Consider the following 13473-nt stretch of genomic DNA (forward strand, 5'->3'; position numbering starts at 1 on the left):
TGTTTACCCAGCCACGGGCAGGCTGCAGTTTTTGGCAGCGCCCAGGAGGAAGGCATGAGCCTGTTTGGCTTTCTGAAACAGTTTATCCGCCAGCATTGGGCCCGCTATCTGGCGGCCGCTGCCATGCTGGCCTGTGTAGCGGTGCTCACCGTGAGCATCCCGCGGCAGGTTGGCCGCATTATCGATGGCCTGGTGGCCGGCAGCCTGGGCGGTAGCACGCTTTACTGGCAATTGGCCGGCCTGCTGGCCATGGGCCTGGCGATTTACTTTTTGCGCGTGGGTTGGCGCCTGCAGTTGTTTGCCGCCAGCTACCAGCTGGGCGTGGATCTGCGCGTAGCGCTGTACCGCAAGCTGGCCGCACAGGGGCCGGGCTTTTACCAGCACCAGCGTACCGGCGACCTGATGGCGCGTGCCACCAACGATATCGACGCGGTGGAGATGGCTGCCGGCGAGGCTATGCTGGCCGGCTTTGACGGTGCGCTCACGCTCACCCTGGTGCTGGGCATGATGACGCTGGGCGTGGACTGGCGCCTGGCCGCTGTCGCGTTGTTGCCGTTTCCGCTGATGGCGTTCGGCTTCTGGCGTATTTCACGCCACGTGCACCAGGCGTCTACCGATTCGCTACAGCGCTTTTCGGCACTGAACGACCACGTGCAGGAGACCCTCAGCGGCGTGCGCACCCTGCGTGCGCTGGGGCTGGAAGCGCGTAACCGCCGCACCATGGCGCAGTTGGCGGCCAACGCCGCCGACGCCAGCCTGACCGCCCAGCGCAGGGAGGCCGCTTTCGAGCCCACGGTGGGCATGACGCTGACCGCCGCCAGCGTGCTGACGCTGTCGCTGGGGGGCTATCTGGTATGGCACGGTAGCCTGAGCATTGGCCAGCTCACCAGTTTTTCCATGTATCTGGGCCAGTTGATCTGGCCGATGTTTGCTGCCGGCTGGGTGCTGGCGCTGCTGGAGCGCGGCAAGGCGGCCTGGGCGCGGCTGGACCCTATCCTGTCGGCCCCGCTTACCGTAGACGACCATGGCAGCCAGGGCACTGTCCCCGGCGGCACCTTGCAGCTGGACGAGGTGGGTTTCAGCTACCCGCAGCAAACGCCAGCGGCGCTGGCGGGGGTGAGCCTGAGCCTGCCTGCCGGCGGCGTGCTGGCGCTGGTGGGGCCGACCGGCAGCGGTAAATCCACGCTGCTGAAGCTGCTGCTGCGCCAGTACCACCCCAAAGTTGGCCGCATTCTGTGGCAGGGGCAGGCGCTGGACGATTACACCCTTAACGCGCTGCGCCGTGCCATCAGCTGGGTGCCGCAAGAGGCGTTCCTGTTCTCGGCCAGCGTGGCCGACAATATCGCGCTGGTGAAGCCCGACGCCAGCCGCGCCGATATCGAGCGCGTGGCGCAGCTGGCCGCCGTGCACGACGATATCCTGCGCCTGCCGCAAGGCTACGACACGCCGGTAGGGGAGAAGGGGGTGAGCCTGTCTGGCGGCCAGCGCCAGCGGGTAGCCATCGCCCGGGCGCTGTTGTCCGATGCCCCGCTGCTGATACTGGACGACGCGCTGTCAGCGGTGGATACGCAGACCGAGACCGCCATCCTGCAACACCTGCGTGCGGCGCGGCAGGGGCGTACGCTGCTGATCGTGAGCCACCGGCTGTCTGCGGTCGTGGATGCCGACGAGATCCTGGTGCTGAAGCACGGGCGCGTTAGCGAGCGCGGGCACCATACCGACCTTTTAGCCCTGGATGGCTGGTATGCCAGCCAGTGGCGCTATCAGCAACTGGAGGCCAGCCTGGATGAGTGCTGAGCGACAACAAGCCATGGCGCTATTGCGCCATGCCGCCGCGCCCGAACGCCACCATGTGTGGCTGGGCTTTTTCTGCCTGCTGCTGGCCGCCTTGCTCGAGGCGTGCGGGCCGCTGCTGGGCAAGTACTTTATCGATAACTATCTGCTGCCACGGCACTGGGTAGCGCTGGATGTGGCCCTGCTGCTGGGTGGTATTTTGCTCAGCGGCCTGGTGGCCACCTTGCTGCGTTACCTGCAGCTGCTGCGCCTGGCCGGCGTGGCCATGCGTTCGGCGCGCCGCCTGCGCGAGGAGGTATACGGCCATGTGCTGGCGCTGCCGATGGCTTTTTTCGACAAGGCCATTACCGGCCAGCTGGTGAGCCGTGTGACCAACGATACCGAGGCGGTAAAGCAGCTGTACGTGCAAGTACTGTTCGTGATGCTGGATAGCGTGATCGTGGTGTGCGGCGCGTTGGCCGCCATGGCGTGGCTGAACTGGCGCCTGGCGCTGGTGGTGATGCTGCTGCTGCCGGCGGTGTTCCTGATCGTGTGGCTGTACCAGCGCTGGAGCGCACCATCGGTGACGAAAGCACGCCAGCTGCGCAGCGATATCAACGCCCAGGTGGCCGAATCCATTGCCGGCATGAGCGTGTTGCAGGCAAGCGGGGCAGAGCAGCGTTTTGCCCGGCGGTTTGCCGATACCAACCAGCAGCTGTACGGCGCGCGCATGGCCGAGCTGCGTGCCAATGCCTGGCTGCTGCGCCCGGCGCTGGATTTGCTGAACGTGCTGCTGCTGGCCACCGTCATCTGGGTATTTGGCAGCCATCGCGTTAGCGGGCTGGAGGTGGGCGTGCTGTACGCTTTTGTCAGCTACATCGCGCGCGTGGTGGAGCCGCTGATCCAGATCACCATGCAGTTTTCCCAGCTGCAGCAGGCGGTGGTGGCGGCGTCACGCGTGAATGGTTTGCTGCGCGAAGGGTTGGCCGCAGCCGCTGGCGAGGGCAGCAGCATTACGGCCGGCGAGGTGAGCTTCCGCAGCGTGCGCTTTGGCTACGATGCTGCCCACCCGGTGCTGCACGATGTGTCCCTGCACATCCCCGCCGGGGCGTTTTACGGCATTGTCGGCCATACCGGCAGTGGCAAGTCCACGCTGTTGTCGCTCTTGCTGCGCTTTTATGCGCCGCAGGCGGGCGATGTCTGCATTGATGGCCGGCCGCTTGCCACGATTAGCGACCTGGCTTTCCGTGCCGGAGTGGGGCTGGTGCCGCAAGACCCCTTCCTGCTGGCGGCCAGTGCGCGCGACAATATCGACATGGGGCGCGGCCTGAGCCAGGCGGCGGTCGAGGCTGCCGCGCAGGCGGCTGGCGTGCATGAGCTGATCGTGGCGCTGGAGCACGGCTACGACACCGATATGGGCGAAGGTGGCACCCGCTTGTCGGTGGGGCAAAAGCAGCTGATTGCCATTGCCCGCGCTTTGGCGGGCCAGCCACGCATCTTGTTGCTGGACGAGGCGACATCGCATATCGATAGCGAAACCGAACAACTGGTGCAGCAGGCGCTGGCGCGCCTGCACGGCAAGGTTACGCTGATTTCCATTGCCCACCGCCTGTCTACCATTCGCGATGCGGACCAGATTGTGGTGCTGAACCACGGCGCCATCGCCGAGCAGGGTAGTCACGATGCCCTGATGGCGATAGAGCGCGGCATCTACCAGCGCCTGTACCTGCTGCAGCAACTGGAAAGTGTGGTGGAGCAGGGCTAGGCCTGCCTGGCCAGGTGAAGGTTGGCCGCATGGCCACCGGCATGCAAAACGGCTACCCGTGGGTAGCCGTTTTTTTGGGCCAGAAGGCTGGTCTATGGGGCGGGGGCCGCCGCCACAGGGGCAGAGGCATCAGCCTGTGGCGCAGCAGCGGCAGGCGCGGAGGCCGGTGTGTCTTCCGGTACCAGGTCGTCGATATTATCGTCGTCCGGGTTCTGCTGGCTGGCCGGCGGGGTGAAGCCTAGCCTGGCGTTGCGGTACTGCAGATAGCCGTCGCGCATATAGCTGTAGCGGTCCAGCGCGGCTTCGCTAAAAGTCTCGTCCAGACCCAGCAGTTTTTCGCGGCTGGCGACGCCGTACAGGATGGTGGCTGCTGCGGCATCGCGGTTTTCCTGGAATACCCAGCTACCACTGCTGTAGCCGAACGACAGCCCCACGCCGGTGCCATCACGGATGGTACTGGGCCCCAGGATAGGCAATACCAGATAGCTGCTCTGCTGCCAGCCGTAGTGGGCAAAGGTATCGCCCAGGGTGGCTTTGTAGCTGGGCAGGCCCATCGGTGTGGCCAGGTCGATCAAGCCGAATAACCCGAAGGTACTGTTGATCGACACACGCAGTACGTCGGTAGCCGTTTTCTTGCCTTCCAGCTGCAGCGCATGGTTGGCCAGGCTGTAGACATCCCGCAGGTTGTCGAACACATTGCCCACGGCGGTACGTACCGGCTGCGGCGTGATGTAGCGGTAGCCTTCGGCCACCGGCTTCAGTACGTACTGGTCGGCTTTATCGTTAAAACTGAATACCGCACGGTTCATCGGTTCCAGCGGGTCTTGCGGGTGGCCACCTGGGCTGGCGCAGGCGGCCAGCGCGCAGCAGGCCACCAGGATCAGCGGCTGTTTCATGGCGTTTCGCTCCGGTTCAGGCCCAGTAGCGGTGCCAGCTCGTACAGCTGGGCCAGCACATGGATGCTATCGGGTACGTTGCGCAGGTGCAGTTGGCCGCCTTGCGCCTGCTGTTGGCGCACGGCGTCCGTTAGCAGGGCGATGGCGGCAGAGTCGACTTTGCCCAGTGCCGCCAGGTCCAGCGTGATGTCGCCGCCTCGCAAGGCGCCTGCCAGCTCGGCCTGGATGGCGGCGGCGCTGTCCATGCCCACGTCACCTTGCAGGGCAAGCTGGCCGGGGGCGGTACGGGTGAGGGTCATGCCGCTTTGCCTGGCTGGTTTTTGTCTTTCAGCAGCTTGATCAGGCCATCCACGCCGTTTTTGCGGATTTCTTCACCAAACTGGTTACGGTAGATGGTCACCAGGCTGGCCCCCTCTACGCTGACATTGAAGATTTTCCAGCCCTGCGCGCCTTTGTACAGGGTGTAGTCCACCATCACGTTTTTCTTGTCGCCATTGCCCGGCAGGGTGACTTCGGACTTCACTACGGCTTCACGGCCGTTGTTGTTGATCTGCGCGTTGGGCTTCACGTCGATTTGCGCGCTTTTGAAGCGGGTCATGGTCGACGAGTAGGTGCGTACCAGCAGGGTCTGGAACTGCTCGGCCAGCTGGGTTTGCTGTGCCGGGGTAGCAGCGCGCCAGTCTTTACCCACTGCCAGCGCGGTCATGCGGGTAAAGTCGAACAGCGGGACAACCATGTCTTCTACCTGTTTGCGAACCTGGGCGGTGTTCTTGCCGTTTTCTTTTTTCAGCAGGTCCAGGGCGTTTTGCGAAGTGGTGCTGATCACGTCTACCGGGCTATCGCCGGCTGCCATGGCCGGGGTAGCCAGGCCAAGCATGAGCAGCAGGGTGGTGAACAGTTTTTTCATGATGTGCGTCTTTCTCGGGAGAGGTCAGGTTTATTCTGTTTTGGCCGGGGCGTCTTGTGTGCCCTTCTCGGCAAAGCTGGTCATGAACTTGCCGATCAGCTGTTCCAGCACCAGGGCGGAGGAGGTCAGGCTGATACGGTCGCCGCTGGCCAGGTTATCCGGGTCACCGCCTTGCACCAGGCCGATGTACTGCTCGCCCAACAGGCCGGCAGTGAGGATCTCGGCGCTGGTGTCGCGGCTGAACTGGTACTGTTTGTCCAGCGTCAGCGTGGCGCGGGCCACGTAGCGCTTGGTGTCCAGCTCGATCTTGGTGACGCGGCCAACGACTACACCGGACGATTTCACCGGTGCTTTTACTTTCAGGCCGCCGATATTGTCGAAATCGGCTGTCAGCATGTAGGTTTCACTGCCGCTTTGTGGTGTGAGATTGGCCACCTTCAGCGACAGGAAAGTCATGGCAGCAATACCGATGGCGACAAACAGGCCAACCCATAAATCAATCGTAGAGCGTTTCATTGTGTAGTTCCTAGAACATGAAGGCAGTCAGGACAAAGTCCAGTGCCAGGATGACCAGTGCCGAGGTCACCACGGTGCGGGTCGTGGCAGACGACACGCCTGCGGCTGTCGGGGTGGCGTCGTAGCCTTCGAAAACGGCGATCAGGGTAACGGCCATGCCGAAGAACAGGCTCTTGATCAGCCCGTTGACCACGTCGTAGTGCAGGTCAACGTTGTTCTGCATTTGCGACCAGAAAGTACCGGCGTCCAGGCCGATCATTTCTACCCCCACCAGATAGCCGCCAAAGATACCCATGACATTGAACAGCGCCGCCAGGATGGGCATGGAGATTACCCCGGCCCAGAAGCGCGGGGCGACCACACGGGCGATGGGGTTGACCGCCATCACGCTCATGGCTTCCAGCTGTTCGGTGGCTTTCATCAGGCCGATTTCGGCGGTCATGGCGCTGCCGGAGCGGCTGGCAAACAGCAGCGCGGCCAACACCGGGCCCAGCTCGCGCAGCAACGACAGTGCCACCAGCGCACCCAGCGCGTCGGCGGAGCCAAAGCGTGCTAGGGTGTTGTAGCCCTGCAGCCCCAGCACCATGCCGACAAACAGGCCGGATACGATGATGATGATCAGCGACAGCACACCGGCAAAGTACACTTCGCGGATGGTGAGGCGGAAGCGCAGCAGGCTCTGGCCAGAATTCAGCAGGATGGCCACAAAAAAGCGGCTGATGAAACCCAGGCGCCAGATGGCGTTGATGCTGAGTGCGCCCAGGCGGCGGATAGGGGCTAGCAGGGCGTTCATGCGGTTTCCCCCTTGATGCCAAAAGCTTGAGCCAGGCTGTCCGTGGCCGGGTAGGCAAAGTGTACCGGGCCATCGGCCTCGCCCTGTACGAACTGTTGTACCCAGGGGGACGAAGAGTGGCGCACTTCGTCCGGTGTGCCCTCGGCGGCAATCTTGCCGCCGGCGACAAAGTACACGTGGTCGACGATTTCCAGCGATTTATGCACGTCGTGCGTCACCATCACGGCCGAGGTGCCCAGGGCGTCGTTCAGCTTCTTGATCAGCAGCGCGATGGTGCCCAGCGAGATCGGGTCCAGGCCGGTAAACGGCTCGTCGTACAGCATGATCTGCGGGTCGAGTGCGATGGCGCGTGCCAGTGCGATACGGCGCGCCATGCCGCCGGAGAGCTCGGCCGGCATCAGCGCCTCTGTGCCGCGCAAGCCCACCGCATTCAGCTTCATCAGTACCAGGTCGCGGATCAGGCTTTCCGGCAGGCGGGTGTGTTCGCGGATAGGGAAGGCCACGTTGTCGAATACCGACAGGTCGGTAAACAGGGCGCCAAACTGGAACAGCATACCCATGCGGCGGCGGTGCTGGTACAGATCGCGGCTGCTCATGCGGCCAACGTCCTGGCCGTTTACCAGTACCTGGCCTTTTTGTGCCAGCACCTGGCCGGAGATCAGCCGCAGCAGCGTGGTTTTACCGCTGCCGCTGCCGCCCATGATGGCCACCAGCTTGCCGCGCGCGATGGTGAGCGAAATGTCTTGCAGTATCGGCCGGTCGCCGTACGCAAAGCTGACATTCTTGAGCTCTATGAAACTGTCGGAAGACACGATCAGGGATTGTCCTGTGAAATCAAGAAGAAACAGGGAGCCGGTTTAGCCGACCCCCTGTATGCATTTTATCTGCCTTGTGTGCAGTGCGCAAAATGCCAGCGCACTTATTTTGTGTAGAAATTGTTACCGTGCGTGATTATTTTTATCGAAAACCACAACGGAAACAAAGTACTACTATCAGGCTTACACCCCGCGCAGCAATTCGTTGATGCTGGTCTTGCTGCGGGTCTGTGCATCGACCTTTTTCACGATCACGGCGCAGTACAGGCTGTGGCTGCCGTCTTTCGATGGCAGGTTGCCGGATACCACTACCGAGCCCGGCGGGATGCGGCCATAGCTCACTTCGCCGGTTTCGCGGTCGTAGATCTTGGTGGATTGGCCAATGTACACGCCCATGGAGATCACCGAGCCTTCGCCCACGATCACGCCTTCTACCACCTCGGAGCGCGCACCGATGAAGCAGTTGTCTTCGATGATGGTCGGGTTGGCTTGCAGTGGCTCCAGTACGCCACCGATGCCGACGCCGCCGGACAGGTGCACGTTCTTGCCGATCTGGGCGCAGCTACCTACGGTAGCCCAGGTGTCGACCATGGTACCTTCGTCAACATAGGCGCCAATGTTCACGTAGGACGGCATCAGTACGGTGTTCTTGGCTACGAAGCTGCCCTTGCGCGCTACGGCACCCGGTACGGCGCGGAAGCCGGCTTGCTGGAAGCGTTCCTGGTTCCAGTCGGCAAACTTGGTGTCGACCTTGTCGAAATAGCGGCTCACGCCGTCGTCCAGCAGCACGTTGTCGCGGATGCGGAACGACAGCAGCACGGCTTTCTTCACCCATTGGTGTACAACCCAGTCGCCGTCGATTTTTTCGGCTACGCGCAGGTGGCCGTTGTCCAGCTCTTCGATCACCTGTTCCACCGCGGCTTTCAGCTCGGGCGATACGGTGGCCGGGGTGATCTCGGCACGGTTTTCAAAAGCCAGTTCGATAATGGGCTGGATCGGGTGCATATGGTTCAGTCCTTGGGCAATGTGGATGGTGGTCATGATCTCGATGTCTGTTATGTACGGCTTTTCACAAAGCGGATAAGGCGTGGCACGGCGGCTTCGCATTCGGCCAGCGGGGCAACCAGCGCCAGGCGGATGCGGCCGGCGCCAGGGTTCACGCCGTGGGCGTCGCGGGCCAGGTAGCTGCCGGGCAGCACGGTAATGTGTTGTTCGGCAAACAGCGCGCGGGCAAAACCAGCATCGTCGCCACCGGGGACTTCGGCCCACAGGTAAAAACCGGCGTCCGGGCGGCTGACGTTCAGTACCTGTGCCAAAGGCGCGGTGACAGCGTCGAACTTGGCAGTATACGCTGCGCGGTTGGCCGCGACATGCTCTTCGTCCTGCCAGGCGGCAATACTGGCCTGCTGGATGGTCTGGCTCATGGCGCTGCCGTGGTAGGTGCGGTACAGCAGGAATTTTTCCAGGATGCGTGCATCGCCCGCCACAAAGCCGGAACGCAGGCCAGGCGCATTGCTGCGCTTGGACAGGCTGGTGAACATCACTAGCCGCTCATAACTGCGCCCCAGCTGTTGCGCAGCCTGCAGCCCGCCCAGCGGTGGTGTATCGAAATAGATCTCGCTGTAGCATTCGTCGCTGGCAATGATAAAGCCGTAACGGTCGGACAGCGTGAACAGTGTGTTCCAGTCATCCAGCGACATCACCGCCCCGGTCGGGTTGCCGGGGCTGCACACTACCACTACTTGCGTGCGCTGCCAGATGGCTTCCGGCACGGCTTGCCAGTCTGGCTGGTAGCCGTTGGCCGCCAGGCAGTTCACGTAGTACGGTTCGGCACCGGCCAGCAGGGCGGCGCCTTCGTAGATCTGGTAGAAGGGGTTGGGCGAGATCAGTACCGGCTTGTCGCTGCCACGCGGGTCGATGACGGCCTGCACAAACGAAAACAGCGCCTCGCGGCTGCCGCATACCGGCAGGATCTCGCGTGCCGGGTCGACAGTTATGCCGTAGCGGCGCTGTAGCCAGCTGCTGCACGCCTGGCGCAGCGCGTCGCTGCCCAGCGTCGCCGGGTAGGCGGCCAGGCCGTCCAGGTTGGCGATCAGCGCATTTTTTACCACGTCGGGCGTAGGGTGTTTGGGCTCGCCGATGGACAGGTTGATGTGGGCCAGCTCGGCAGGGGGCGTTACGCCGGCCAGCAGGCCGCGCAAGCGCTGGAACGGGTAGGGCTGCAACAGATCGAGGTGGGGGTTCAACGCCGCTTCCTTGCAATGCAACAAAAGGACAATAGTAAGAAAACAATATGGATTTTGTAAAACAAAAGCTGTTGGCCGTGAGCTGCGCGCTGACCACGGCGCTGGTGTGGGGGCTGATGTGGTACCCGTTTCGCGTGCTGCACGAGGCGGGCTTTTCCACGGCCGCTACCTCGCTGACGGTGTATATGGTGTCGGCTTGCCTGGGTGTATTTGTGTTCCGCGAGGTGTTCCGGCGGCAGTTTCGCTTTGACCGCGTGCTGATTCCGCTGACTTTGCTCTATGGCTGGTGCAATTTCAGCTATACCTGGGCGGTATCGGAAGGCCAGGTCATGCGCGTGCTGTTGCTGTTCTATTTGTCGCCGTTGTGGACGGTACTGTTTTCGCGCCTGCTGTTGCACGAGCGCTTAAGCAAGGTTGGCTGGGGCGTGGTGGCGCTATCGCTGCTGGGCTGTATCTCCATTCTGTACCGCCCCGACATGCTGCAGGGCGGCTTGCTGCAAAGCCGTGCCGACTGGCTGGCGCTGTCCGGTGGTATCAGCTTTGCGCTGGGTAATGTGTTGTCCAAACGTGCCAGCAGCCTGCCGGTGCCGGTGAAGTCGGCGTCGGTGTGGCTGGGCGTGGCCGGCTGCGGGCTGGTATCGCTGTTGTGGCGCGGCCAACTGGGCGCCGAGCTGGCGCTGATCGACATTCCCATCCTGCTGATGATTGTGGTGCTGGGCGTGACCTTGCTGTCGACCAGCATCATTTCGATGCACGGGCTGAGCATCCTGCCGGCCACCCAGATCATGACCCTGATGCTGATGGAGCTGGTGTTTGCCGCCGTATCGGCCTGGTTGCTGGCTGGCGAGCACATGCAGCTGCAGGAGTATATCGGCGGCGCGCTGATCGCCAGCGCCAGCCTGCTGTCGGGGCGCATTGTGGCCAAGCCACGGGCACAGCCGGTGCTGGCCAGTGCGTAGCTGGCAGGCGCACTTGCTGCCATAATCCGGCCACTTTTTTTCAGGCATACACCATGACGACTCCGGATCTGACTACCTTGCGTGCCGCGCTGGCCCCCGCGCTGGCCGGGCAATTATGGCAGCAGCTACAGGCTGCCGGCAGCGGGCTGAGCGCGGCACAGCTGGGCGTGGCCTGCCGCGAAAGCCAGGCAGCAGTGGCGGAACAGCTGCAAGCGATGCAGACGGCGGGTTTGCTGCAGCAGCAAGCTGGCGTGTTTGCGGCCAACCCTGCCGCACAGGCTTTGCTGGCGGCTACCGCGCCGCAGCCGGTGCGTGCCGGCTTGCTGATCGGCCGCAAGAATATCGAAGCCGTGGTGTCGCGCGACCGCAAACGCCGCAGCTAAGCGTACTACTGCGCCAATTGGTACTGGCGGATCAGCGCGGTCAGCTGGCCGCTTTTGCGCAGGGACTGCAGGCCGTCGTTAAAGTCGGCCAGTAGCTGCTTGCCATCCGCCAGCTCGCGGCGCAGGCCCACGTGTAGCGGCATCACGGCCAGTGGCGGGTCTTGCCAGCGAATAGCCTGGCCTTCCTGGGGGCTGAGGTGGCTGCGCAGGTGCTGCGCCAGCACCTTGTCGATCAACACCAGGTCCAGCCGGCCGGCCGCCAGCTTGCGCAAATTGGTGAGGTCATCGGCAGCCAGCTCCTGTTTCAGCCCTGCCTGTTCGAACACATCCGGGTTCTTGTAGCTGCGTACTGTACCGATGACTTGCGTGCGCAAAGCGGATAGTGGCTGGGTGGGCAGCGGTTTATCCACCCGCCCGTAAAAGCCCATCACGGTATTTACCAAGGGCAGGCTGTAGTGCAGGTATTGTGCGCGGTCCGGCTCGTACCATACCGCCATCACGCCATCGAACTGCCCGGCCTTCACTTCGGCGATCAGCCTGGCCCACGGCCGGTAGTGCAGCTTCAATGTATGGCCGTGTTTGGCCAGCGCGGCACGGGTAATGGCCGCAACTACGCCATCGCCGGGCAATTGCGGCGAGAAATAGGGCGGGTAGTCGGTGCTGGCCAAGTTGACCACGCGCCCGGCGTGCGCGTGAGCGCACAGCAGGGTGGTGAACAGTACCAGCCAGGCAGCAAGGCGGCGGTTCATTCGTCCCAGGGCCACCAGTCGGGGGCGGGCTGCATGGCGCTGGCCGGGTACTGGGCAAACAGGTTGGCCGCCAGCCGCTGCGGGTGTTGTACGCCGTGCTCGTTCAGCCAGTCGTCCAGCGCTTCGGTTTGTTCCTCGCGCCCCATCAGCCGGTACAGCAGCGCCCAGTCCTCGGGGCAGCACCATGGCAGGCCGTCTGCCTCGAAGCGGGCACTGGCGTCAAACGGCCAGCGATAGCTGCCTTTTTCCAGCTTGATCGCCATATCGGCAATCAGGTCCACGCTCAGGCCATCGCCCATGTCGAAGCGGGCAAAGTGACGGGTGGCGTACTGCGGGTGCGGTGGCGGCGTGATGTCCTGGCCGCGCGCGGCCAGCACGGCGCGTACGGCGGCAAAGTCGGCGGCGGTGGTGACGATGTCCAGGTCGCGCGGCTGTTCCACCAGGTCCAGGTGTTGCAGCAGGGTGCTGCCACCGATGGCCCAGCAGTGGCCGGCCAGTTGGGCTGCCAGTTCTCTGGCCAGTGCCAGCGGGTTGCTCATGCGGGTTCTTTCATCAGTAGGCGCTGCAGGCGTATCTGCAGCGTGTCGTAGCGTATCGATAACGCCACGGCCTTATCGTTCTGCTGGTCTATGGTAAAGCCCAGCTTTTGGTGGAATTGTAACGAAGCTGCATTGGTTCGATATACATGGCTTTGCAAAACGCTGTCGCTGTGCCACGCCGCCAGCGCGATCAGTTGCCCGAACAGGCCCCGCAATACGCGACGCTGGCGGTGCGCCGGGTGCACATTCAGCATGCCGACAAACCAGTGCGTGGCCGATTGCTGGCGTAGCAGGGCATAGCCTTGCAGGCAGCCATCTAAGCCGCGCACGAGCAGCAGCTGGCTAGCGGCCAGGCTGGCGGCCAACTGCTGGCGCTGCGCTGCCGGGTCGAAGCTGTCGCCGGCGGCCTCGGTGTGCCGGCGCAAGGTCAGCATGTCCAGTGCCAGCAACTCGTCCAGCAGGGTGGGCTGGCTCATAGCGGCTTGATGAAGCGGGTAACGTCGGGCACCTGGTAACCGTGATGGCGGTAGAAGGCGTGGGCATCGTGGCGGTTATTGCTGCTGGTGATTTCCATGCGCCGGCAACCTTGCTCGCGCGCTGCCGCCTCGGCTTGCCGTAGCAGGGCGCTGGCCACGCCGCTGCCACGGGCTTGTGCGTCCACGACCAGCGCCGTGACCCGCGCCAGCGTGTCGGCTTGATGGATAAGCGGCAGAAACTGCAGGCTGATTACCCCGGCGATGCGGCCGTCCCGCAGCGCTACCCAGGCGCAGTCGCGCGCCGGCAGGGCGCCGGCCAGCCAGCTTGCCAGGTGTTCGGCGCTGGTGTCGTAGCCCAGCTGTTGCATCAGCGGCACCAGCGTGTCGGCGTCGCCCGGCAACGCCGGGCGCAGGGTAAGGTCGGACATGGCAGGCTCAGTAGTGCGGCGGAATCTCGTCGCGCAGCGAGCGTTGCTCTTCCGGCTGGTTGCCGGCCTGCTGCATGCGGTACAGGTGGCGCAGCTGCTCTTGCAGCAGGTCGATCTGCTGTTGCTGGCGGGCGATGGTGAGGTTGAGCGTGTCCAGCAGGTCGTCCTGCAGGGCGACCTTGATTTCCAGCTCGGTGAGGCGCGATTCCATGGCGTATTCCATCAATG

Annotated in this window: 17 protein-coding genes; 4 read left to right on the forward strand and 13 right to left on the reverse strand. The window is 63.3% G+C overall.

Features of this window, described 5'->3' with window-relative positions; genetic code table 11:
- Window positions 1-54 precede the first annotated feature (54 nt).
- Window positions 55-1797 carry an ABC transporter ATP-binding protein gene (locus PQU95_RS16300; protein ID WP_272752987.1) on the forward strand — a complete coding sequence of 581 codons (1743 nt, stop codon included), beginning with the start codon at window positions 55-57 and terminating at the stop codon, window positions 1795-1797.
- Window positions 1787-3538, forward strand: coding sequence for an ABC transporter ATP-binding protein (locus tag PQU95_RS16305; protein ID WP_272752988.1), 1752 nt, complete (start codon window positions 1787-1789; stop codon window positions 3536-3538). Before PQU95_RS16300 ends, PQU95_RS16305 begins: the two co-directional genes overlap by 11 nt.
- Window positions 3539-3630: 92 nt before the next feature.
- Here PQU95_RS16305 and PQU95_RS16310 read toward each other — a convergent pair whose 3' ends face one another.
- The 8 genes from PQU95_RS16310 to dapC form a co-directional block, all read right to left on the reverse strand.
- Window positions 3631-4434, reverse strand: coding sequence for an MlaA family lipoprotein (locus tag PQU95_RS16310; protein WP_272752989.1), 804 nt, complete (start codon window positions 4432-4434; stop codon window positions 3631-3633).
- Window positions 4431-4733, reverse strand: coding sequence for an STAS domain-containing protein (locus tag PQU95_RS16315; RefSeq protein ID WP_272752990.1), 303 nt, complete (start codon window positions 4731-4733; stop codon window positions 4431-4433). The genes PQU95_RS16310 and PQU95_RS16315 overlap by 4 nt, the downstream gene beginning before the upstream one ends.
- Window positions 4730-5341, reverse strand: coding sequence for an MlaC/ttg2D family ABC transporter substrate-binding protein (locus PQU95_RS16320; RefSeq protein WP_272752991.1), 612 nt, complete (start codon window positions 5339-5341; stop codon window positions 4730-4732). Before PQU95_RS16320 ends, PQU95_RS16315 begins: the two co-directional genes overlap by 4 nt.
- Window positions 5342-5371: 30 nt before the next feature.
- Window positions 5372-5857: an outer membrane lipid asymmetry maintenance protein MlaD gene (gene mlaD, locus PQU95_RS16325; protein ID WP_272752992.1), complete on the reverse strand. Its 486-nt coding sequence runs from the start codon at window positions 5855-5857 to the stop codon at window positions 5372-5374.
- A 10-nt stretch (window positions 5858-5867) separates the two neighbouring features.
- Complete coding sequence (mlaE, locus tag PQU95_RS16330; RefSeq protein WP_017510324.1) at window positions 5868-6650, reverse strand: lipid asymmetry maintenance ABC transporter permease subunit MlaE; 783 nt, start codon at window positions 6648-6650, stop codon at window positions 5868-5870.
- Entirely contained in the window at window positions 6647-7462 is an 816-nt protein-coding gene (locus PQU95_RS16335; RefSeq protein WP_272752993.1) for an ABC transporter ATP-binding protein, read from the reverse strand. The genes mlaE and PQU95_RS16335 overlap by 4 nt, the downstream gene beginning before the upstream one ends.
- Before the next feature lie 186 nt (window positions 7463-7648).
- Window positions 7649-8470 carry a 2,3,4,5-tetrahydropyridine-2,6-dicarboxylate N-succinyltransferase gene (gene dapD / locus PQU95_RS16340; protein WP_147696138.1) on the reverse strand — a complete coding sequence of 274 codons (822 nt, stop codon included), beginning with the start codon at window positions 8468-8470 and terminating at the stop codon, window positions 7649-7651.
- Window positions 8471-8520: 50 nt separating this feature from the next.
- Window positions 8521-9711 carry a succinyldiaminopimelate transaminase gene (dapC, locus tag PQU95_RS16345; protein WP_272752994.1) on the reverse strand — a complete coding sequence of 397 codons (1191 nt, stop codon included), beginning with the start codon at window positions 9709-9711 and terminating at the stop codon, window positions 8521-8523.
- A 47-nt stretch (window positions 9712-9758) separates the two neighbouring features.
- Between dapC and PQU95_RS16350 the strand changes: the two genes are divergently transcribed.
- Window positions 9759-10670, forward strand: coding sequence for a DMT family transporter (locus PQU95_RS16350; RefSeq protein ID WP_272752995.1), 912 nt, complete (start codon window positions 9759-9761; stop codon window positions 10668-10670).
- A gap of 53 nt (window positions 10671-10723) precedes the next feature.
- Window positions 10724-11053, forward strand: a complete 330-nt coding sequence (locus tag PQU95_RS16355; RefSeq protein ID WP_272752996.1) for a hypothetical protein — start codon at window positions 10724-10726, stop codon at window positions 11051-11053.
- A 5-nt stretch (window positions 11054-11058) separates the two neighbouring features.
- On the opposite strand, the gene PQU95_RS16360 is transcribed toward PQU95_RS16355, so the two are convergent.
- The 5 genes from PQU95_RS16360 to PQU95_RS16380 are packed head-to-tail and all read right to left on the reverse strand — an operon-like array spanning window position 11059 to window position 13456.
- Window positions 11059-11802, reverse strand: a complete 744-nt coding sequence (locus PQU95_RS16360) for a substrate-binding periplasmic protein (protein WP_272752997.1) — start codon at window positions 11800-11802, stop codon at window positions 11059-11061.
- Window positions 11799-12341: a hypothetical protein gene (locus tag PQU95_RS16365; protein ID WP_272752998.1), complete on the reverse strand. Its 543-nt coding sequence runs from the start codon at window positions 12339-12341 to the stop codon at window positions 11799-11801. Before PQU95_RS16365 ends, PQU95_RS16360 begins: the two co-directional genes overlap by 4 nt.
- On the reverse strand, window positions 12338-12817 hold the full coding sequence (locus tag PQU95_RS16370; RefSeq protein ID WP_272752999.1) for a GNAT family N-acetyltransferase: 480 nt from the start codon (window positions 12815-12817) through the stop codon (window positions 12338-12340). Before PQU95_RS16370 ends, PQU95_RS16365 begins: the two co-directional genes overlap by 4 nt.
- Window positions 12814-13245 carry a GNAT family N-acetyltransferase gene (locus PQU95_RS16375; protein WP_272753000.1) on the reverse strand — a complete coding sequence of 144 codons (432 nt, stop codon included), beginning with the start codon at window positions 13243-13245 and terminating at the stop codon, window positions 12814-12816. Before PQU95_RS16375 ends, PQU95_RS16370 begins: the two co-directional genes overlap by 4 nt.
- A 7-nt stretch (window positions 13246-13252) precedes the next feature.
- A complete protein-coding gene (locus tag PQU95_RS16380) occupies window positions 13253-13456 on the reverse strand; it encodes a SlyX family protein (RefSeq protein WP_017510314.1) in 204 nt (67 codons plus the stop codon).
- Window positions 13457-13473: the final 17 nt, after the last annotated feature.

This window comes from Vogesella aquatica, from assembly GCF_028548455.1.
GTDB lineage: Bacteria > Pseudomonadota > Gammaproteobacteria > Burkholderiales > Chromobacteriaceae > Vogesella > Vogesella aquatica.